The organism is Paenibacillus sp. ISL-20, from assembly GCF_018613005.1.
In the GTDB taxonomy this organism is placed as follows: Bacteria; Bacillota; Bacilli; order Paenibacillales; family Paenibacillaceae; genus Paenibacillus_AQ.
Genome location: NZ_JAGGRD010000054.1, coordinates 42012 through 63252, shown reverse-complemented (window position 1 = coordinate 63252; position 21241 = coordinate 42012). Strand labels below are relative to the sequence as shown.

The following is a 21241-nucleotide window of genomic DNA, read 5'->3' as shown; positions in this document are numbered from 1 at the left end:
TTTTCTATTCGAACTTCCCCTGCTTCTTTACCGCATATTTGCGAAGTCCGTATTGAGAAATGACCTGCTGCTGAATTTGGCTGGTGCCTTCAATGATTTCCAGCACCTTGGCTTCCCGAAATAACCGCTCGGCAGGGTAGCCGCTGCGGCAGCCGTTGCCGCCGTGAACTTGCACCGTATCGTTCGTGACCTCAACAGCAGCTTTCGATGTAAAATATTTGGCGATCGCTGTCTCGTCAACCGCTTCCGCCGCCCCGCCTTTTCGCATTTCACCTGCGGCTATACAAAGCGTACGCGCGGCATGAACCTTGGTGACCGCGTCCCCAATCATTCCTTTGACCAACTGGAACTGGTGCAGCTTCTCTCCGAATTGGGACCGCGACATCGAGTAGGCTACCATCGCTTCCAGCGCCTCGCCTGCAATTGCCGCTCCTGCCCAAGCAATGCTGTATCTGCCATGATCAAGCGCGGTGGATACGATATAAGTAAAGCCTCCGCCTACGATGCCGAGCACGTTCTCCGCCGGAATTCTCACTTCATTGAGCTGAATCTCCGCAATGTGAGCCCCCCGGTTGCCGAGCATGCCTTGCATAGGGATTGTATGCACTCCTTCACGTTCGCGCTCTACGATGAATGAGGTGATTTGCCCGCCCGAATCAGCTGCGATCACAACGAAAAAATCAGCGATTGCGGCGAATGAAATCCACTTTTTGCTGCCATTCAGAATATAATGGCTTCCTTCTTTACGGTAGGTGGTCTGTACGCTTTTAGCATCCGAGCCCACATTCGGTTCTGATAAGGCGAACGCGCCCAGCTTCTCCGCCCGCGCCATCTGTGGCAGCCAGTATTTTTTCTGTTCCTCTGTCCCGAATCGCAGCATGGTCTCTCCAAGCAGTGAGGTTTGAACGGTTATCAAAGCCCTCGTGTTGCAGCAAGCTTTGCCGATCTGCTCTGTAAACAGTCCGTATGCCACAGGATCTAGCCCCAGACCGCCGTAGTCCGCCGGCCAGTTGGCCGCCAGATATCCCAATTGTCCCATTCTGTTAATTAAGCTGCGGGGCAGCTCGCCTTTGACATCGATTTCTTCTGCGAGCGGCCGGATTTCCCGATCGGCAAAAATTTTAGCCTCCTCTACGACTTGGGCGGCAGATGCGCATGTCTGTCCAATCATCGCTTAGGCCTCCTGCTTATGCTTTTCGATTAGCTTTACGATATTGTTAAGCGTGCTGAAATTAGCGATATCCAAATCCTCATTGCTGACCGTGAATCCGAATTCTTGTTCGATGTAGCTGAGGAGTTTCATCGCAAACAACGAATTGACGAAACCCTTTTGAAAAATATGATCATCGTCAGTGAACACGGCCTCGTCCTCAAATACAACCAGATTGCTTTCAATAAAACTGCGGACTTTTTGTTTGATTTCCATCTAGTTACCCCTCTTCCCGGCAACCGTTACCTTCACATCGATATAAGGCGGGAACGGTTGAATATGATTTAAATCGTTCTCAAACAGAATGTTTCCTTCTCCGTCATTGGAGATTTCCGTGAAACTAGCGAAACGGTACGTGACGTACATCATCTTGTTGCGGTCCGTCTGTTTAAAGTCGGCCCTAAGTACTTTCCCATCATTCTTCGCCTGCTGCATGATATACGTGAGCATGACGGTACCGACTCCGCGAGACATCACCCTGCAGGACATGAGCAGCATTTTCAGATGCCAGCAGCTTTCCTTCAATTCGATCAGAGCGAGTCCGATCTTGCCGTAAGAGCCGTATTTATCTGTCAATTCACACACGAGCAGGATATGATCATCCGACTGTCTGATCCTGTCCAGTTCCTCATAGCTGTACGTATAACCCGTCGCATTCAGCTGATTCGTGCGGATGGTCAGTTCCTCCGCCCGTTTCAAGTCCTCCTCTCTAGCCTCGCTAATGACAAAGCGCATGCCGAGCGAGCTTAGAAACGCCTCTTGGGGTCCCGCAAACGATTCTTCTTCTTTTTTGCGCAGTATGTCTTCCAGATACATGGCCCGCCTACGTCTTGAATCTTCCGTAATAAACCGGGGATTGAGACGCGGGTGACCGAGCAGTGTCTCGTATGGCGTCACATCCAGACACTCTACCTCCGAATGGACGCTTAGGACCTCATCCCGTTCGAAGGGCTGATCGTCGATGAACAGAATCGTGTCCATCCCGATGTTCAAATTCAAGCGTATTTTATCGATCGACATTGATTTGGCATTCCAATTGATTTCGGGGTACAGGAAATAGGTTTCGATACCGAACTCCTTCAGCTTGTCCAGCGCATGCTCCGTATCATTGCGGCTTGCGATGGATTGCAGAATGCCGCGAGAATCCAGTTCTGCGAGAAGCTCGCGCATGCGCGGCTTTAGCTTAACGTCATCGGACTCCAGCAAAATGCCATCCCACATCGTATTGTCCAGATCCCAGATCACGCATTTGACTTCCTTTAGCTTGTCCGCTGCTCTGTTCATCGTTATCCCTCCCTACTTGCTGTAGTCGAAAAATCCTTTTCCTGATTTTTTGCCCAGATAACCGGCATCCACCATCTTGACGAGCAGCGGGCAGGGCCGAAACTTCGGATCCTTGTAGCTGTCCTGCAGAACCAGCAGCGAATTGAGAATGGTGTCCAGACCGATCAGATCACATGTAGCAAGCGGCCCCATTTTATGGCCGAATCCCAGACGGAAAATCTTATCAACATCTTTCGGTTCTGCGACTCCATCCTGCACGGTCCAGACGCATTCGTTAATCGTCAGCATGAGGACTCGATTCGTTACGAAACCGGGAAAATCATTAACCACTACCGGGACTTTATCGAATGATTTTAAAAACTCCTCCCCGCAGGCAACAGTCTCGTCCGATGTATGCTCGCCCCGGATGACTTCGACCAGTTCCTTCATCGGGACGGGGTTCATGAAATGCATGCCGATGACATTCTCCGGTCTTGGCATTAACGAGCCAACCTTCGTAATGGAAATGCAGCTTGTGTTAACGGCATAGGTGGTTTGTAAGGCGCACACCTCGGACAGTTCCGTAAACACCGTTTTCTTAAGTTCCCATTCTTCTGTCACGTTCTCAATAACAAACTGGACGCGTGCGAAGTCATCATAAGCTCTGGTAAAGGTAATCCGGGACAGAAGGTCCTCCACGGTATGCTGTTTCGCCTGAGGCTTGACCAGCTTTAACAGCCGGAAATCTGTCTTGATTTTCTCCTTAGCTTGATGCAAGACTTCTTCGCTAATATCTTTGAGCACCACTTCGTATCCATAGCAAGCCAGATCCAAAGCAACGTCACTGCCCATTACACCCGCACCGACTACTCCGACGGTTCGTATCATGAATTCACGACTCCTTTTTGGTGGACATTAGTTCAACAGAGCTGCTTAGCACATCGTTGATGAGCGACACTACCTGCTCGGTATGTTCGTTTATGAAGAAGTGACCTCCTTCGAATTCATAAAGTTGACAGTCTCGGCTGCCATACGCGGACCAGTCCATCAGGTTGATGCCTTCTGTCGCTTTATCCTCTTTTCCGTTAAGCACGGATATATCACAGGGAATAAGCTCCTCTCTGCTCTGAAAGCAATGCGTTTCCACCAGTTCCAGATCTCTCCGCAGACCTGGCAAAAACAGTCTCAGCAGTTCCTCACGCTCAAACACTTCATCCTCGGTTCCGCCAAGCAGTTTAATTTCTTGCTGCAGCCTTGCATCAGATAGCAGATGCAGTGTAAGATTCCGGCGGGCGTGAGGGGGATAGGTCCCCGAGACGAATAAATGGATGGGTTCGCGCCCCTTCTTCTTCCTTACGGCATGCGCCAGTTCGTAAGCGATGAGGGCTCCCATGCTATGGCCGAAGAAAGCAAAATCACCTTCGTCCAGTAGCGGGTCCAAATATTCGTATAAATCCTCAACCATTTCGTCCATGCTGCCGTAATGGGGTTCGAGTAATCTTCTTCCCCTGCCGGCCAGTTCAACGGGGTGCAGTTCAATATGGCCGTGCAGATGGCGTTTCCATCTCATATAGATGGTAGCGGAGCCTCCAGCGTAGGGCAGGCAGAACAGCTTACATTTCATTTAGATCACCTCCTCTGCGGAAGCTGGCAGAATCGGACCGGAACGGCGTTTCACGGATGGAAACAACCAGACTGCAAGAAAAAACAGGAACACGATCCCGACGAATAGGTAGAGCGCGTAGACGAGCCAGATGATTGTGACAGGCGACCATACCGCGACTACGGCAAGCGGCAGGCCTGCAAATGCAGTCTTGAGCAGCAGGCCGATCCCCCACAAGCAGGCTCCGGTCAGCACAAGCGCAGCTCCGAGGCCGATGAGCCTTCTTCCTTTTGGCGGAACGAAAGTACGACGCTGACGACGCAACTGTCCGGGAATACCGATGGCTTTACCTGCCAGTATAATCATGAAGACGCTGATGAGACTAAGCGCGATCATCGCAATGCGATCAAGCAGCGGATAGAAATCCGCTTCAGCGGGTGGAAGCTCTTGCTCCCGCAGCAGGCTCATCAGGCCTTGGCCGATATGAAACGTATAGGCGGAGTTGATGTTGGCGAGTACTCCTACGCCGAGCTGCTCTTGCGGACGCATGATGAAATAGGACGAGAAATTGGGATTAGAGCCTTGGTGCGAGAGCTCTTTGCCGTCCGGCGTTACAAACCACCCCGAGGCATAGTAGGTTCCGTTGGCGTCCGGCCCTACGCTCGTATCGGGCATATGGGAACGTTCGATGATGATCCGGCCCGCCTCGGAGATGCTCTTCATCCCGAGCTGGAGCAGCAGCCACTGCCCAATATCGTCAGCACTGGAGACTAAGTAACCGGCGGGCGTGTTTCCCCTGTAATTGGGCGCTTCATATAGACGAGGCGAACCGAATCCAATCTTATATCCCCTGGCGAGCCGCTGTGGGTCCTTCAGCTGGGCCGCAGGCACCGTGTTATTCATACCAAGCCGCTGCAGCAACCCCGACATGTAAGCCTCATACGACATACCGGATACTTCCTGGATGACCAGCCCCAGAACATCATAATTAATGGTGGCATATTGATACTTATCTCCGGGAGGGGCGTCCAGCGCCGTACCCGATAATGCACGTACAGTCAGTTCCAATGCCTGCTCTTCGGAACTGATCGGGATGGAAGCTAGCGAAGCGAACGGCACTCCGCTCGTATGGTGCAGCAGTTGGGCTAGCGTCACCTTGACCGGCTGTCCTTGATAGGTTAGCGAGAGCCACGGAATATAGCGGGTGACCGGATCGTCAAGGCTAAGCGCGTTTTCACGCTCCAGTTCTAACAAGGCCAGGCCTGTGAATGCTTTGGAAGTCGACCCCAATTCAAATAATGTAGTGTTTGTTGCCGGAATCCCCGATGCACTATCGGCTAGCCCGAATCCCTTCGTATAAACCACCTGATCCCCGCTTACAACCACAACTGCGGCTCCCGGGCTTTGCGCCTTCACCAGTTGGGCCTGCACGAACTGGTCGATGGCAATCTCATCTATATTCGGTTGTTTTTGCGTAGAAGGGGCTCTGCCTTCGGCGGCTGCAGCTGGTGGACTGACTAGCAGCAGCAGCATCAGTACGTAGAAAGCAAGTTTCTTTACCACGATTGTTCGCCCCTTTATGAATTGAAGAGTACGTCAAGTTCTTCTTGTGCGAGCTTGACAGTCTCAAAATCAGAGGGCGTAAAATCAGTCTGTCCCCTGTCTGAGCCTAACTGAATGACTTCAGCCAGCCGCTGCATAAAAACTTGGATTAACGCGCCCATTGTATCCCGGCTGAACATAGCCGTGCTGTATGTCATGCGGACCTGGAGCCTCTTATCCGTAATCATGGCTACCACATCGACCAGACAGGACAACCTGTTGCTCGGGCATGTATCTCTTCCGGTATCGTCCTCGGCAATGGCGAGCACAGGGCTGTGTAAATGATTATCGATTTCGCCCATATAATTGAAACGGAGCAGGTTGCCGCCCGTCTTCGGAATGCCGCCGGAACCATATGCCAAGATACCATAGTCGATTCCTTTGTTTGGAATGGAGCGAAGCTGGCCCTTTATGCTCTTGATGATTCCCGCTGTTCCGGTTTCAGTCATCTGGAGGTTTACGGGATACAGCGAAGTGAACCACCCGACGGTTCTGGATACATCCATGTTCTCGAACAGTTCTTCGCGTCCATGTCCCTCCAATTCGATCGTGATTTTATTCTTGCTGGTCATATCGCTCACGGCCATGGCCAGCGAGGCGATCAGCAAATCGCTCGTTTGAGTTCGGAATGCGGTATTCGCCTCCCCCAGCAGCCTGCTCGTCTCCTGCTCGGAAAGCTCCCGGACCAGCGTGTCGCATACGGCAATCCGGTCATCACTCGAAGGGTAGTCAGCATCAAGGCTATCTTCTGCGTTCTCTAGGACCGAATGCCAGTAGTCGAGATGTTCCAGCGCCTTCCCGCAGCCGTAAGCATCTAGAGCATCTGACCAAGTTTGAATGGAATGCGTTTTATTCGGCAGGGTCCAAACCGACCCGGTCAAAACCGCTTGCAGGAGCCGGTCCAAGTCTTCCAGCATAATTCGCCAGGAGACTCCATCTACAATCAAATGGTGCGCTGTCAGCAAGAGACGTTGTCCCTGATCTCCCTCATCAAATATAAGAGCTTTGAATAGAAGGCCTTGTCCGAGCCGTACACTTGCTTTGAAAGATTCAGCTTGTTTCTTCAGAGCTGCAGCCCGCTCTTCCTCCGGAATGCTGGTCAGGTCGAAGTGGGCAAGCTCTACGTCCTCGCGTCCGACCGTCCGGTACACCATACGGCCCTGAGTTTCATCAGCCTGCAGCCTCAAGGTGTCATGGTGGTCGATTAATGCAAATAACGCATCGTGAAGCTGATCTGTCGTTATTGCCGGAGTTAGGCGAAGCAATACAGACTGCGCGTAGTAATGAGGGTTGTTCCATTGTCGTGAAAAAAACCATGATGTAATCGGCAGTGGCTTAACTTCCCCGTAACTCGGCCCCTGCTCGATCGGAGCAGCGGTGTTTAGCTCAATAAACGCAGCCAGTTCTCGGATAACGGGATAACTCATAATTTGCTGCACCTTTAGCTGATAACCGGCCGCCTTGATTCTAGATACAATTTGTATTGCCTTGATAGAGTCACCACCGAGTCGGTAAAAATTATCCTGAACCGTTATTTCATCCCTGCGGAGTACATCCTTGAATATATTCATTAACAGCGCTTCAACTTGACTGATCCTTCCGGTCTCACTTGTTTCGAGGTACTGTTCCGGAGCCGGCAGAAGACGCCGGTCCACTTTACCGTTCGGAGTAAGCGGCAATTGATCAAGACGGACAAAGTAAGCCGGTATCATATACGAGGGCAGTATCTCTGCCAGCTTCATCCTCAGCTCCAGAGCCGTAAGATGTCCCGTTGCGACGTAATAAGCGGCAAGCTGCTGCTGTCCGTCTTCTCCGGTGCGGTCAATGACAACGGCTTCTTCAATGCCGTTCATTTCAAGCAGTTGATGCTCGATTTCCCCCATTTCAATGCGGTACCCTTTAATTTTGACCTGATGATCGATCCGGCCTAAATATACGATGCTGCCACTATCGTGGCGTACGGCCAAATCGCCCGTCCGATACATCCTATTGCCCGTAAGGAATGGGTTGGGCAGAAACCGGTCTTGAGTCAGCTCCTCTCTGTGCAAGTAGCCCCGGGCCACCCCGGCCCCGGATATATATATTTCGCCAATCGATCCGTCTGGGACCGGCTCCAACTGACGATCCAGCAAATAAATCTGCACATTGTCAATGGGCTGTCCGATCGGAACGGATACCCCTTCGTCGCTCGCCGGATCATACCGGTAAATCATGCAGCCGACTACGGTCTCGGTCGGTCCGTACTCATTGAGGATTTCAATCCCGCCCCGACTATGTTCATGGATGTCACGAGCCAGCGAGCATTTCAAATCTTCACCGCCCACAATGAATGTCCGAACCGTATATTGGCTGAAATCCATGTCTCTGATGAGCGCCAGATGAGCCGGCGTCAGCTTGATAACTGTGGCCTTGTTGTCTTCCACAATACGTTTAACTATAAAGTCGCTCCCGTCATCTTCATAGATTTCGATACGGCTGCCGCTAATTAACGGCGTAAAGATAGAGGTCACGGTTAGATCGAAAGCAATGGAAGAGTACAGCGCAAATACATCATTTTGCGAGCGGATATACGTCTTGCCGGCCCACCAGATGTAGTTCACCAGTCCCCGGTGCTCGATCATCGCACCTTTGGGATTGCCTGTTGATCCTGAGGTATAGATGATATAGACCAAATCATCTGGCGTAATCATAGCAGGCAAATTATGCCCGTCCTTGTTGTACAGACGTTCATCATCGAGTGCAAGAACCTCACCGTTGTAAGAAAGCTGCTCCCATTCCTTGCCATGGGTCAGCAGCAGGGAAGCTCCGCTATCCCTCAGAATATACTCGATCCGTTCTTTGGGATATTCGGGATCGATCGGCAGATATGCCATTCCAGCCTTGATTACCGCCCAGATCCCAACAACGATGGACAGAGAGTGGCGGCCCATGATAGCTGCGGGGGTGTGAGGGCTTATCCCTCTCTCCAGCAGTGTTCGTGCCAACCGATTGGCGCGTTCATTCAGTTCGCCGTAAGTGAGCGATTGTCCCATGCATGAAACGGCAATGCGTTCAGAATTCCGCCCGACCTGTTCTTCGAACAGCTGCAAGATGGTTTGATGCGAGGGATATTCGCAATCTGTTGTGTTGTACGTATATAGAAGCTTCGTACGCTCTTCCGGCAGAAGCAGCTGCAAATCATGAAGTGCGGCATCGGGACGGCTCAGTACTTGATCGGTTAAATATAGAAGACGGCTATGTAGTTCATCGATTTGCTTCTCCGTGTAGTCGCCTTCTTTATAATCGAAGTACAGCTCCAGTTCTTCATTCGATGACCATTCGGTTACGATGAGCTGCAAGGAATACAGCTGGTTGCCGTTATTCACTTCAATTTGCTGCATTTTCCAACCAGGACCGAAGTTCCGGTCGAATGCCGTATTATAATAGTTCACGCACACTTGAAATAATTGGTCCAATCCCCGCTGCTGAAGCTGAAGATCCTGTACGAGCAAGTTGTAAGGATATTTCTGATGGAAATAGCATTGAATGAGTTCTTGGTTGACGTTATGTATGAACGATGAGAGGGACATCTCATGCTTGATGTCAATGAGAAAGGGCATCGTGCTGGTAAACATACCAAATGTATTTTTTTCTTTGGCCCCCGTACGATTCAATACAGGAGTGCCTATCAGGAGACGGTTTTGTTGTTTCGCTTTGTGGAGATAAAGGAGCATCGTTGCTACAAAAAAGGTATTCAACGAAATACGATGGGTTTGTGCAAAGTCGCGGATGGCATCGGAAGCAGACTGGCTTACTAAGAACTTTTTGCGGTTGCCTGCGATGCCGATTGATGTAGTATGCAAATCAATGTCATGGATGTGATCAAATTTATGATTCCAATAGCTTTGATTTTTCATAAAACGAGGGGATGATAAATACTTTTGCTCTTGTTCAATGTAATCCAGGTAGGTAGGTCGGGGTTCCTGAGAAACTTCCTCCCCCTGCATCAATTGCGTATAAATCTGATTGATGTGCGTCGTCATCAATTGAAAAGACCAGCCGTCCGAAATAATATGGTGGAATTTCGTAAGATACGCGCTTTCTGTGTCGCTGATTCTAACAAGTACAAAATCATACAATTGTTCTCCATCCAGTGGGAGCGGTTTGGAAAACTCGGCACTCACCCAGGCATCCACATCCGATTCTTGGGCCATAAAATCGATAAGCGGGAACGTTTTCCTGCGGTATTCCATCACCGTCTGCTGCACCGAACCGTCCTGTTCGACTAACCGCATACGGACGGCATCATTGAGCCGAATGAAATGATTAATGGCTTCCTCCAGCAAGGAAAAATCGACGGGGCCGTAAATTTTGATGAGTCCTCCGATGTTATGTATGCTCGTCCCCGAGTATATATTTTCTACATACCAAATTCGTTTTTGCGGATGTGTCAGTGGATAGAGTTGGCATACCTCCATAGAAATAACCTCCAATCGGAATAAGTTACGGATACTAGGAAACCACCCGAGGGTCCAGTGCATTCAAAACGGTTCCCAGTATTCGTTTTTCACTTTCCATGATGTGAGTCATCTCGCTCAATCCTTGCTTCAACATGCATTCGTCTCCGGTTAAGGCGTATTTCATCAACAAATGACGCAAAGCATATGCCTGCTCTTCTATTGGCCGGAAGCATTCTGTAAAATCCTGTGAAAGAAGTCCCTGATTACATAAATACTGGATCCGCAGCCCCATCATTTTCTTGTGTTCCCACAGAATGTGGATGGGCCGGATATCACGTTTACGAACAAGTACGGGCATATTGCGAATTAGTGCAGCATAAACATCGACACCGAATGCCGCCTCCAGTGGATCCGCCGTTCCCCGGTTGCGCAAGGAAATATTGCTGCCCACCATATAGTCTTCCAGGGATTCTTTGATAAACGCTGCATCTAGCCGGTAGCTTCCCGATTTATTGAACTTGTAAAGGTAGATTTGTTCTTCATAGTTGTCCGTCCATTCGAGGTTTTGGAACCCTTGCTCCATTTCATGGTACGGCACCACGGTCTTCTGGAACTGCATTTCTTCATCGTAGCCGAGAACAAGAAACGTCCTTCTCGCATCATCGTAACCGTAAACCAGAATATCGTGAGCATAGTGAGTTTGTTGATAGACTCGTCTCCGAGGGATATAGAACTCATCCACATGAAGAGAGATCGTATAGTTTGAACGGATACTGTTTATCAGAAAATCGATAATTCCAGGCGGTGAATCGAGCACGTAATCGCGCTCCAGCTTTTGCGTGATCAGCCATGGACAGCGGATAAAATCTTCACCGTAAAAGGTCATAGGCACTGAGCGTGAAGCGGCCTCTCCGTCAAGATCCTGATGACAATAGAGGTGGATGAAATTGCTGTAAAACCATGGCAGCGCCTCATTGCGTGTGAGTACCGTACATAGGGGATATGCCAGATACTGATATCCGACAAGAGGCGGGATGCTCAATTCCAGTTCCTTGCTACCCAAATCAATACTCACTTCTTTCTCGTATGATTATTTTGTAAAATAATGAAGCATTATATGAGTTTACCTAAAAATAATATAATAACTAATATATGTAATTCATACTCCCATAGATGTATTTTATTGTCAATATCTATTAAGATTTTTCATTTATACTTTTTTGTCGCCAAGTTATTCAACTCGAAAAAAGTCGATCAGCTCTAGGATCCGACAGGATCCGGCCTGTTTCCGAACTATGAAAATAGTCCTACTTAATGAAGATATTCTGAAAACGTCCATCCATCCTTCTTCCCACGTACCCTAACAAATAGAGTAGAAACAGGAGCCTTGCTTCTAGGCTGAAACAGATTATTACAAGCTGTAAGGAGAGATTAACCCCATCTGGCAAGTCGCTTAGAGTAAAACAACAAAAGGCACCTTCCTCCAAAAAGGAAAGTGCCCTATATCTCAGTCATTAAAACTATATATAACAGCTTTACTTCTGACTTGCCGCAATAGCTTGTTCCAGATCGTATAGGATATCATCGATAGACTCGGTCCCGATCGACAGACGCAGCAATTCCGGATTTACGCCCGCCGTCAGCTGCTCGTCTTCTGTCATCTGCTGATGCGTCGTGCTGGCCGGATGAATGATAAGCGACTTGGAATCTCCAACGTTAGCCAAGTGGGAGAACAGCTTCACATTCTCGATCACCTTCTGACCTGCCGCTGCCCCGCCTTTGATTCCGAAGGTCAGGATAGCGCCTTGGCCCTTCGGCAGGTACTTCTTCGCCAGCTCATGCGAAGGGTGACTCGGCAGCCCTGCATAGCTCACCCATTCCACCGCCTCGTGACTCTCCAAATACTTGGCAACCTTCAGCGCATTCTCGCTATGGCGCTCAACGCGAAGATGCAGCGTTTCCAGCCCTTGCAGCAGCAGCCAGGAATTAAACGGAGACAGCGATGCGCCAATATCCCGCAGCAGCTGTACGCGCGCTTTGATAATATAAGCAATCGGGCCTACTGCCTCCGTATACACAACGCCATGATAGCTTGGATCCGGCTCCGTCAATCCAGGGAACTTATTGTTTGCCGTCCAATCGAATTTACCGCTATCAACAATAACCCCGCCGATGGAGGTCCCGTGGCCGCCTATGAATTTGGTCGCAGAATGAACGACGATATCTGCCCCATATTCTATCGGACGCAGCAAATACGGGCTTGGAAAGGTGTTATCTACGATAAGCGGAATACCGTTCTCATGCGCGATGGCCGCAACAGCTTCCACATCCAGCACATTGCCCTGCGGATTGCCGATCGTTTCGGCAAACACGGCCTTTGTCTTGTCATTGATCGCTTTGCGGAAATTTTCCGGGTCCGTGGAATCCACAAAATGCACCTTGATGCCCAGCTTCGCAAGCGTATTGGAAAATAAATTATAAGTACCGCCATACAAGCTCGAGGAAGAAACAATTTCATCACCAGCACCCGCAATGTTGAGAATGGAGAAGGTGATGGCTGCCTGCCCGGAAGATGTCGCCAGTGCACCGGCACCGCCTTCAAGCGCTGCAATCCGCTTCTCAAACACATCCGTGGTCGGGTTCATGATACGCGTGTAAATGTTGCCGAATTCTTTAAGCGCAAACAGATTCGCCGCGTGCTCGCTGTCTTTAAACCCGTAGGAAGTCGTCTGATATAGAGGGACAGCGCGGGATAATGTGGTCGGATCAAGCTCCTGACCGGCGTGAACCGCTAAGGTTTCAATGGAAAATTGGCGTTCTTCTGACATGGGTGTTTCCTCCCTTTTCTTCATATGGAAAGTATTATGGTTTCATAATTTCTCCCATTCTCTCATACTTTCCCTCATTTGAAAAGAGTTATAACCAACTAATTTCATCGGAATATTATAAATTATTCTGCATGCCGCCGGAAACCATCTTATTCCTCATCCGCTGCATACACCCTGCCCCATCCATATCCGGCTTCCGGGGACGTATCCTCCGGCATGCCCGGCAAGATTAATCCGCCGTCTATACGGAGGTTGATCCCGGTAATGTAGGATGCCGAATCCGAGCAGAGCCAAGCTATCGCTTCCCCAATGTCCGACGGCGTGCCTAACCTTCCCAGCGGAATTTTTCTGCCGAGCGGCTCGTCCTCTGCCGATTGGTCCGGCTTGTGAACAGTCGCTCCCGGTGCCACGCAGTTTACGCGGATGCCATGCGGAGCCCACTCGAGCGCTAGCGATTGTGCGGCACGTATAAGCGCTGCCTTCATGCCGCCGTAAATGCTGTCCTTGGGATAGGCTCTCTCTCCCCGGGAGGACGTGATGAAGATGATATTTCCCGGAATTCCCTGGGCGATCATCTCCCGGACGGCATATTTGCTAAGCAGCATCGGTGCTCGAAAATCGAGATGAACCGTCATGTCCAGCGCGTCCTCCTCAAGCTCCGTGAGCTCGTCATATAGGCCGATCCCCGCATTGTTCACCAACAGATCGATCCGGCCAAATTCCTCTATCGTCTTTCGGATCGTATTCTCCGCTTCACTGCGAACGGTCAAATCGCTTTGAATAATAAGAGGCGTCTTGCCATAGATATGGCGAATATCCTCTGCTATGTCCAATATTCCATCTTTGCTCGAATTGTAGGTCATCGCCAGCCTGTATCCTTTTTCAGCCAAAACCTTGGCAATCCCTCGTCCGATTCCAGCGCCTGCACCCGTTACCAAAGCCACCTTCTCTATTCCTAGATTACTTACGGTTCCCATTCAACTCGCTCCCTTCTCCATCATCCATTCATACCACGAATGCGCCGCTGTTCAGCGAATACGCACACCGTGCCTACCCTTCCTTACCCTGTTCTGAAACGGATGATTGGCTTTCGCTAGATAAAGTCAGCATGACGGGCGTTCGTTATTGTAAATAGTTGAATCCATACCGAAGTTAAACACGTAGTGTATATCAAGATGACTTTCCATAAACGATAAACCAAAGGAGGCGTTCATGTATGAATTCTGAGATGTGGATTATTGGGAGTATTCTAGTCGCCGTATTCCTGTTTATGATCCCCGTACAGTACCGCTATATAGCAGCGTTAAAGAAAGATCCCCGGAGGCAAGGGGTTGATCAGGAAACGTATTACAACAACATGTCGTTTCAAGAAGAACAGCTCCATTACAGCACGCAATGGTGGTTTTTGCCTTCCACCATGGTTGCCTCGTGGATCTATAATTGGAGGCATAAGAAAGGAAACACGACCAAGTAGGCGCTTTCTTTCCAACGGACGAAACGCAAAAATCATCGCCCATAATAAGGGCGATGATTTCCCAATATCCAAACTATTTTCAGCCGCGTCTGGCTAAAGCGTTCATATGCAGGAAAAAGGTATCCTCCAGCGTAGGCGCCTTCTCCACAAATTCGGGACCCGGCTGCTTTTTCCCCATCAGCCTTACTCTCATGTGATGTTCCGTCATTTGAAAATGAATCAGCAGCTCCTGTGGTATCCGCTCGAAGGCTTCCAGATCGATTTCGCCTTCCCAGACGCTGGAGCTGGAGGCCACATTCAGTTTCCACTGGGTCGGTGAACCGATATACCGGATGCGACCGCGGTGTATCCATATCACGGTATCTACCGCCTCTTCCCACTCGTTCAGCTCATGGGCGGCCACGATCACCATTCGGCCCCTGGCGTATTTAGTCAAATACGTGATAAGGAATTTGCGTTCCTCAGCGTCCATGCCGTTTAAAGGCTCATCGAGGAATAGAAAAGAAGGTGAAGCCAGCAGCGCCTGCACGACGGCAATGCGCCGCTGCACCCCTTGTGACAAATTCTTGACCTTGCTCTTGCGGAAGGGCTCCAATCGAAAGTCCGTCATCAGCCTGTCAATGGCCTCCGGGTTATAGATGCCCTTTAATTCTGCCATATAGGTCAGCAGCTTGCCGACCTTCATATCCCCATACAGCTCGATATCCGCCGGAACATATCCGATTTGACTGCGGATCAGCGGCAAATGATCTCCTGCCCTGCGCCCGCTGTACAGAATTTCACCTGCATCGGGTGCTTGGAGCGTGGTCAACAGCTCAATCAGGGTGGTTTTCCCAGCCCCGTTCGCCCCGACGATAAGGTTCAGGCCGGAGTGAATCTCCGCTTTGTCGATTTCAAGCCGGTACGTACCCGCTTGGCGTTCCAGTCCTTCCAGCCTAATCATTCGCCATTCTCCAAGCTCCGTTCAGCTTCAAGCTGCGTCCATAGGAAGAGACGAGCAGAATCACTCCGATAACAAGCAAGGCCACGTCCGTCATCATTTTACCGCTCATCGAAACGCCGTGATCCACGATTTGCCCCTGAATTACGATCCACATTCCGTAGACCAGGACGGCCGAGATCAGTGAGACGACCATGCCTTTGCGAAACAGCATATACATCGCAGCCCCTCCCGTCACCAGCAGAATTCCCATCCACTCCAGAATAAAGGGTCCGAATAAAAAGCGAGAGCTTTCCGACTGGATGGATCGCAGCCCGAGCGCGAGGGTACTCAGCAAGGCCATTCCGATGACGATGCCGGTCACAAGCAGCAGGCGGGTATACAACACAAGCGCCGGTGGATATGGAGTTAAGGTCTCCACAGCCCGCATTCCTTTATCCCAGGTTCGGCTGCTGAACAGCATCGATACAATCAGCAGCAGAGGGGTGATCAACGGAAAAATGCCGCCGGGCAATCCGGCAAACTGATCCAGTGGATACTCCGGATCGATCAGTAGAACCAACATGCAGAATACCGCCCCTGCTGTGAGCAGAATGGATCTTTGGTTCAATCGGATCTGACTCCGAAGAATCTGTTTTAATGAGGGCGGGTCGACCTGCGGATTAAAATCCAGCTTGGGGGACTCGGGCTCAATCCTGAGCTGATTGAACTCTCCCTGAAGAGACGCAATGAGCTGCGCCGTCTCATCCGGTGACGGCGATGGAAGAGCAGCGCGTCTGAGCGGGCCACGAAGCTCGTCTTCAAGTCTTCTCAATTCATTATCGAATGGATGATCCATGGAGGTACACCTCACTTTCTTTTACTTTGCTCTGCGAATCCGGTTCTTCCGACTTGGAGCGGTTCCGAACCTGTTCCTGAGGGCTTTTCTCCCGTGTCCTTCGGGACGAATGGACGGGAACCAAATCGGAATGCTCCATGGATAATGTTTTCTTCAGCTTTCTCAAGCCGTTATATAAATGCGTTTTCACCGTACTTAGGGGGAGGTCGACCAGGTCGGCGATTTCCTGCAGCTTCAGATCATGAAAGAATCGAAGAGATATGACTTCTTGTTGTATATCGGGCAGGCTCTCCAGCGATGCTGCAATCTCCAGTGAGGTTTCCTGTCTTTCCACAAGTTCCTCCGCGCCGGGTGCAGGGTCGTATGCATCCGGCAGCTCCTCACCTGCAAGACCTTCAGACCTATAAGATGCGCTTTTCCAATAATCCTTGCACATATTCAGAGCCACGCGGTAAAGCCAGGAGCGAACATGTTCCAGCGTGCCGTGCTGCTTCAGATGCCGAATGAGCCGGATAAACGTTTCCTGAACGATATCCTGGGCTTTTTGCCTATCGGCCAGCCTCTGGGTCGTATAACTGAGCAGCGGACCATGGTACCTCGTCACCAACATTTCAAACGCTTCCTGGTCGCCGGCAGCCATGCGTTCGGACAGCTGCTGATCGGAAATCATGCCTCCCCCCCCTTTCTATGTGCATTCTAATCTTCCCATTATATCTATTTCTCAATTATAACCGACCGTGTGCAGGTGCATAGTCGTCATTATTTGACATTCATCACGGCATCCCATTTTTGCTGCCACTCTTTGTACGTAATTGGGCTCTCCGGGTTTAAGTAAGAATTCCGTTCGGTGTCGGGAAGCATCAGCCCTTGTTGGTAAAAATGAACCAGCAGCTCTTTGACCTGATTCCCTCTGCCTTCTTCCAACGCCCTTCTGACTTGCTTAGCCATACCCATGCCTAATTTGTTTTGAGGATCATCCCCGCCCCCATTCTTGAACAACAGTTGCTGTACTGACCGGAGATTTCCGTATGCGGATCTCAGTTGTTTATCACTAAGCCCTTTCTCCTCCACGTAATACACATACCAGAAGAGACTGCTGATCTTGCTGCGCACATCCCGCTCTGGATGCTCAAAATAATAATTGAGCCCCTCCTGGTTGCCGAACAGAACGGAGTTCATCCATTCGCCAGGCAGGTTCATGAAGTTATATGTGTACTGGTTCGAGGACAGAATCAGACGATGATCCACCCGGGGATAATCAAAACCGTGACCCAAATATAAAATCTTGTCGACGTTGCTTTTGAACTCGGGTACCCACTTGGAAAAATAGTCATACTTCTTTTTCATATCCTGCAGCATCGATACGGATGCTTTCTCCAGATATGGCGTTGTCACGATTGTGATCGGGAGATCAATCTGGTGGATTTCCTTCCAGAACTGACCTCCGTACAGGGAGATATTCTGCTCGATTTCCCTACCCTCGAACCGCTGATAGCCGGGCCTTCGTTCCAGCTCCTGCATCCCCGTATACAAGGGTCCCGGATAACCTTCGACCTCCAGCTTCATCTCGCCGAAAGAATAACGCATCCGGCCAAATTCCGAGCCCAAATAAACGTATTCCGGAGGACGGTCTCCGTTATCACTCTTTAAATATACATGCTGATGACCGGGAAGCGGATACCAAGCGATATATCCATCCAGCTTAACTTCGGGTCCCACACTGTAAACCGAAAATTCCTCACGGGAGTACCCAGCTATAAAGTCCATGACCTTGCCTCTATATTCCAACTCGGCTTGGATGTCCCCTCCCTTGGCATCGCCAACCATCCTTACCGATATCCGCTCTCCCTGTCTGCGATAGGGAGCGTCAACACCCTGGAGTTGGACACGCTCAAGCTCGAACATCCGGTTTAGGGTTAAGGGAAGCTGCCTCATACCTGATAACTCGGAGGCGGGTATCGTTAGTTTCGCCGTCACGCGAAGCTCATCGTTTGACAGTCGTTTCAGCTTGATATCATAAGAAGAAACATGATAGAAGGATATATTGTCAGGATTATCGACATAAGAAACCGTGGGGTCTCCTAGCTTGGCATCAAATTGGGCATATCGTTCCGCCCATAGTGTGCCGTAGGGTACGGCTGCAGCTACCATCAATACGGCAGCCCCCAGCACGGCGAGCCAGCCCGCTTTCCGCAGCATCGTAGGCCGCTTACGGTTTAACAAGAACAAACACACCGTTAGCAGCAGGAAAGTGAAGGCAAGCACAAACCACCGGGAACTCATTAAATCTTCCCTAAACAGACCGTACCCCCAATTCTCATATTCAAAGCGATTGGATTGAAGGAAGAATTGGTTGAGGTGAAACACTTGAGCCGGCATCCATCTTAATTCGGTGATGATATAAATTTCCATGAAGAATGTTCCAAACATCCATGCACAGAAACCGATCAAATAAACGATCCGGTTCGGAATGCTTGCCCCAAGGAGCATGGCGAGCGCGAGTGTCACCATATAGGAAACCTCGTACTGCACCGCAAATTGCATGGTATGCATCATCGCAATATCACCGGCTATCCCCTGGCTAACCGACAGGATATAGAATATAACCGACGTCGACAACGTGAACAGAGAAAAGTACAACAAACTGACCACATATTTCGACGACACCAAGGTAAAGAAAGACACGGGCAAGCTGTGATTCCATTCAAAGGACCTACGGCGAACATCCCGGCGAATGGACAAGATGCCAATTAGCATAGCCGGACCCAGGGTCATCGTATGACCCAGCATGTGGAATGAATAGGCCGCCGTGTACAAATTATGGTTCGGTCCGTTGCCGCTTGCCGCCTGCAGCATCATAATGATGAACAGAATCGCATAGATGATCGGAAGAGAGGCAAACAAGGGATTACCGAACAAAAGCCGAAGCTCAAGGAGACTATGCCTCCACCACTTATGCATGACGATCCCTCCGCAGCAGGCTCAGATATCCATCCTCCAGCGTCGGATCCGCGGGAAACGCCCCTGCAACCGGGGCTGTTTGGCCGATAAACCGGCACAGGACGCCTTCCGGAACGGTTCGGGTAGATACGACGGACATGGGATCAATCAAGGCAAATTCATCCGGACTCATCACCGCTTCCCATACTTGTCCCTTCCCGCATGCCTGCAGTTCAGCCAAGCTGCCGTTCATGGACAGTCTCCCCTTGTTCATGACTGCGATACGACGGCAGTTGCTCTCGATATCGGCGACAATATGGGTGGATAGCAGGACCGTCCGGTCGATGCTAAAGCGGGTTAACACATTGCGGAACCGGACACGCTCCTGAGGATCCAGCCCGGATGTCGGTTCGTCAACGATCAAGATATCTGGTGTTCCCAATAACGCTTGGGCAATACCCAGCCGCTGCTTCATTCCCCCGGAGTAAGTACGTACTTTTTTATCAGCCTTCCCCTGGAGATTAACCATCTCGAGCAGCCTGGAGATTTCCTTCTGTCTGGCACTCCGTTCCTTGATGCCTTTCATGGCCGCCACATAATCCAGATAATCTCGTCCGGTCAGCTGCGGGTAAATGTGAAAATGCTGCGGCAAATACCCGATCATCTGCCGAATCTCCTCCGGCCGACCAATCGATATCCCGTTCACTCTCACCTGGCCGGAGGTCGGCGACAATAAGGTCGCCAGAATGCGCATCAGTGTTGTTTTGCCGGCGCCATTGGGGCCCAGCAGACCAGTCATGCCTTTATCCAATTGTAGAGAAACATCCAAGAGCGCCCATGCACCCTTGCGATAGGTTTTTGATAAATGCTCAATGGTAATCATTCTAGAATCCTTTCACCATTAACGATTATGGCATAAGCCGCGCGGTTTACGTTACTTGGAACGAACCATCGTCTTAAAAAGTTTGGCATTTCCAATGTTTTGACGTCAATTCATTTAAATAAGGTACAAAAAAGCCCGTGATCCTTAAAGCGGATTGCGGGCATGATCTATATTCACCTGACGTCAGGCTCTTATTCAGTTATTATAACATGCAAGGATGCGGTTCATCCGTAAACCTTCAGGCCATAAATATTTCATGCCGCAAAAGATTAACGGGATGGATCATTCACATGCTTATCACACCGATCCTTACCGATGAGCCTCATATTGATTGGCGCGACTGATTGCCTGGATCGATTGGATGTCCTGCGGCGATAACTCTTCCTTATTTCCCGCCACCAAGTTATGCAGCAGCTGTTCGAGCGAGCTAGCTCCAGGGATGGTGCAGGCAACAGCGGCATGGGCCACAGCATATCGAATAGCCAAATGGGACAGATCCATGCCACGACCAACCTCTTCAAGCCCCTTGAGTATACTAAGCAGCTCATTTTTATTGTAATCCAAATAGCCCTTCTCGGCTTTGGCTTGTCCGCGCTCCGACAATATGCCGCGGGCAACGGGTCCCCGTGCAATGGCGGATATTCCGTTCTCAGCAAGGAGATCGAGCACCGCTTCCTCCGGTCTCCGGTCCAGGATGCTGTACTGGCTCATGACGCTGACGATATTGGATTTTGCGACATACTCGCGGATGACGTTCGGCCGGATGGACGAGATGCCGTAGTATCGAATCCACCCTTCCCGCTTCAGCTCTTCAAAAGCTTCAATCGTCTCGTCAATCGGATCATCAAGCGTCCCCCCATGTAGCTGATACAGATCGATATAATCCGTACCCAGTCTGCGAAGACTATCCTTGACAGCGGATTTGATGTAGTCCTTGGAAGGATCCCATACCCAGCCATCCTTACCCGGTACACGACGGTTGCCGACTTTGGTGGCGATGATCACATCCTCGCGCCGACCTTGAACCGCTTTGCCTACCAGTTCCTCGTTACGGCCTTCGTCGTACAGATCCGCCGTGTCCAGAAAATTCACGCCCCGGTCCAGCGCTTCATGGATAAGCTTTACGGCTTGTCCCTCATCTGTACCCAGTGACATACAGCCCAGCCCGATTTCGCTTACATACAATTCCGAAGATCCTAGCTGATTGATTCTCATGCTTGA

The 21241-nt window shown here is 50.3% G+C and carries 17 protein-coding genes; 1 reads left to right on the top strand and 16 read right to left on the bottom strand.

Translation table 11 applies throughout. From position 1 onward, the window contains the following. Positions 1-4 precede the first annotated feature (4 nt). The 10 genes from J7E85_RS27035 to J7E85_RS26990 form a co-directional block, all read right to left on the bottom strand. Entirely contained in the window at positions 5-1171 is a 1167-nt protein-coding gene (locus tag J7E85_RS27035; RefSeq protein ID WP_215163055.1) for an acyl-CoA dehydrogenase family protein, read from the bottom strand. A gap of 3 nt (positions 1172-1174) precedes the next feature. Next, complete coding sequence (locus J7E85_RS27030; RefSeq protein ID WP_215163054.1) at positions 1175-1426, bottom strand: acyl carrier protein; 252 nt, start codon at positions 1424-1426, stop codon at positions 1175-1177. After that, on the bottom strand, positions 1427-2494 hold the full coding sequence (locus tag J7E85_RS27025) for an HAD-IIIC family phosphatase (RefSeq protein ID WP_215163053.1): 1068 nt from the start codon (positions 2492-2494) through the stop codon (positions 1427-1429). It lies immediately after the preceding gene. A gap of 12 nt (positions 2495-2506) precedes the next feature. Continuing rightward, positions 2507-3361 carry a 3-hydroxyacyl-CoA dehydrogenase family protein gene (locus J7E85_RS27020; protein WP_215163052.1) on the bottom strand — a complete coding sequence of 285 codons (855 nt, stop codon included), beginning with the start codon at positions 3359-3361 and terminating at the stop codon, positions 2507-2509. Between the two features lie 4 nt (positions 3362-3365). After that, a complete protein-coding gene (locus tag J7E85_RS27015) occupies positions 3366-4097 on the bottom strand; it encodes a thioesterase II family protein (RefSeq protein WP_215163051.1) in 732 nt (243 codons plus the stop codon). Further along, entirely contained in the window at positions 4098-5639 is a 1542-nt protein-coding gene (locus tag J7E85_RS27010; protein ID WP_215163050.1) for a serine hydrolase domain-containing protein, read from the bottom strand. Between the two features lie 14 nt (positions 5640-5653). Further along, positions 5654-10135 (bottom strand): amino acid adenylation domain-containing protein, encoded by a 4482-nt coding sequence (locus tag J7E85_RS27005; protein WP_251036078.1) that lies wholly within the window; start codon positions 10133-10135, stop codon positions 5654-5656. Between the two features lie 34 nt (positions 10136-10169). Further along, the gene (locus J7E85_RS27000) at positions 10170-11192 is read right to left on the bottom strand and encodes a cysteine peptidase family C39 domain-containing protein (protein WP_353049564.1); all 1023 of its coding nucleotides are present in this window, start codon (positions 11190-11192) and stop codon (positions 10170-10172) included. A 460-nt stretch (positions 11193-11652) separates the two neighbouring features. Next, on the bottom strand, positions 11653-12945 hold the full coding sequence (locus J7E85_RS26995) for a homocysteine synthase (protein WP_076325379.1): 1293 nt from the start codon (positions 12943-12945) through the stop codon (positions 11653-11655). Positions 12946-13094: 149 nt separating this feature from the next. Further along, entirely contained in the window at positions 13095-13922 is an 828-nt protein-coding gene (locus J7E85_RS26990; protein ID WP_215163048.1) for an SDR family NAD(P)-dependent oxidoreductase, read from the bottom strand. A gap of 239 nt (positions 13923-14161) precedes the next feature. On the opposite strand from J7E85_RS26990, the gene J7E85_RS26985 reads away from it, so the two are divergent. Next, positions 14162-14419 carry a DUF3949 domain-containing protein gene (locus tag J7E85_RS26985; protein ID WP_215163047.1) on the top strand — a complete coding sequence of 86 codons (258 nt, stop codon included), beginning with the start codon at positions 14162-14164 and terminating at the stop codon, positions 14417-14419. Positions 14420-14498: 79 nt separating this feature from the next. Here the strand turns inward: J7E85_RS26985 and J7E85_RS26980 are convergent, their stop codons facing one another. The 6 genes from J7E85_RS26980 to J7E85_RS26955 all read right to left on the bottom strand — a co-directional run bounded on the left by J7E85_RS26980 (position 14499) and on the right by J7E85_RS26955 (position 21235). Then, the gene (locus J7E85_RS26980) at positions 14499-15362 is read right to left on the bottom strand and encodes an ATP-binding cassette domain-containing protein (protein WP_076325376.1); all 864 of its coding nucleotides are present in this window, start codon (positions 15360-15362) and stop codon (positions 14499-14501) included. Next, positions 15355-16197 carry a hypothetical protein gene (locus J7E85_RS26975; RefSeq protein ID WP_215163046.1) on the bottom strand — a complete coding sequence of 281 codons (843 nt, stop codon included), beginning with the start codon at positions 16195-16197 and terminating at the stop codon, positions 15355-15357. Before J7E85_RS26975 ends, J7E85_RS26980 begins: the two co-directional genes overlap by 8 nt. Then, positions 16178-16867: an RNA polymerase sigma factor gene (locus J7E85_RS26970; RefSeq protein WP_215163045.1), complete on the bottom strand. Its 690-nt coding sequence runs from the start codon at positions 16865-16867 to the stop codon at positions 16178-16180. The genes J7E85_RS26975 and J7E85_RS26970 overlap by 20 nt, the downstream gene beginning before the upstream one ends. Positions 16868-16956: 89 nt before the next feature. Beyond that, positions 16957-19158 carry an ABC transporter permease gene (locus J7E85_RS26965; protein ID WP_215163044.1) on the bottom strand — a complete coding sequence of 734 codons (2202 nt, stop codon included), beginning with the start codon at positions 19156-19158 and terminating at the stop codon, positions 16957-16959. Continuing rightward, the gene (locus J7E85_RS26960; RefSeq protein WP_215163043.1) at positions 19151-20020 is read right to left on the bottom strand and encodes an ABC transporter ATP-binding protein; all 870 of its coding nucleotides are present in this window, start codon (positions 20018-20020) and stop codon (positions 19151-19153) included. The genes J7E85_RS26965 and J7E85_RS26960 overlap by 8 nt, the downstream gene beginning before the upstream one ends. A 309-nt stretch (positions 20021-20329) precedes the next feature. After that, the gene (locus tag J7E85_RS26955) at positions 20330-21235 is read right to left on the bottom strand and encodes an aldo/keto reductase (protein WP_215163042.1); all 906 of its coding nucleotides are present in this window, start codon (positions 21233-21235) and stop codon (positions 20330-20332) included. Between the last annotated feature and the right edge of the window lie 6 nt (positions 21236-21241).

What these genes read in the sequence shown, in the direction of transcription:
- J7E85_RS27035 (WP_215163055.1), bottom strand. Translation starts at nt 1,171, where the DNA reads ATGATTGGACAGACATGCGCATCTGCCGCCCAAGTCGTAGAGGAGGCT.
- J7E85_RS27030 (WP_215163054.1), bottom strand. Translation starts at nt 1,426, where the DNA reads ATGGAAATCAAACAAAAAGTCCGCAGTTTTATTGAAAGCAATCTGGTT.
- J7E85_RS27025 (WP_215163053.1), bottom strand. Translation starts at nt 2,494, where the DNA reads ATGAACAGAGCAGCGGACAAGCTAAAGGAAGTCAAATGCGTGATCTGG.
- J7E85_RS27020 (WP_215163052.1), bottom strand. Translation starts at nt 3,361, where the DNA reads ATGATACGAACCGTCGGAGTAGTCGGTGCGGGTGTAATGGGCAGTGAC.
- J7E85_RS27015 (WP_215163051.1), bottom strand. Translation starts at nt 4,097, where the DNA reads ATGAAATGTAAGCTGTTCTGCCTGCCCTACGCTGGAGGCTCCGCTACC.
- J7E85_RS27005 (WP_251036078.1), bottom strand. Translation starts at nt 10,135, where the DNA reads ATGGAGGTATGCCAACTCTATCCACTGACACATCCGCAAAAACGAATT.
- J7E85_RS26995 (WP_076325379.1), bottom strand. Translation starts at nt 12,945, where the DNA reads ATGTCAGAAGAACGCCAATTTTCCATTGAAACCTTAGCGGTTCACGCC.
- J7E85_RS26990 (WP_215163048.1), bottom strand. Translation starts at nt 13,922, where the DNA reads ATGGGAACCGTAAGTAATCTAGGAATAGAGAAGGTGGCTTTGGTAACG.
- J7E85_RS26985 (WP_215163047.1), top strand. Translation starts at nt 14,162, where the DNA reads ATGAATTCTGAGATGTGGATTATTGGGAGTATTCTAGTCGCCGTATTC.
- J7E85_RS26980 (WP_076325376.1), bottom strand. Translation starts at nt 15,362, where the DNA reads ATGATTAGGCTGGAAGGACTGGAACGCCAAGCGGGTACGTACCGGCTT.
- J7E85_RS26975 (WP_215163046.1), bottom strand. Translation starts at nt 16,197, where the DNA reads ATGGATCATCCATTCGATAATGAATTGAGAAGACTTGAAGACGAGCTT.
- J7E85_RS26970 (WP_215163045.1), bottom strand. Translation starts at nt 16,867, where the DNA reads ATGATTTCCGATCAGCAGCTGTCCGAACGCATGGCTGCCGGCGACCAG.
- J7E85_RS26965 (WP_215163044.1), bottom strand. Translation starts at nt 19,158, where the DNA reads ATGCATAAGTGGTGGAGGCATAGTCTCCTTGAGCTTCGGCTTTTGTTC.
- J7E85_RS26960 (WP_215163043.1), bottom strand. Translation starts at nt 20,020, where the DNA reads ATGATTACCATTGAGCATTTATCAAAAACCTATCGCAAGGGTGCATGG.
- J7E85_RS26955 (WP_215163042.1), bottom strand. Translation starts at nt 21,235, where the DNA reads ATGAGAATCAATCAGCTAGGATCTTCGGAATTGTATGTAAGCGAAATC.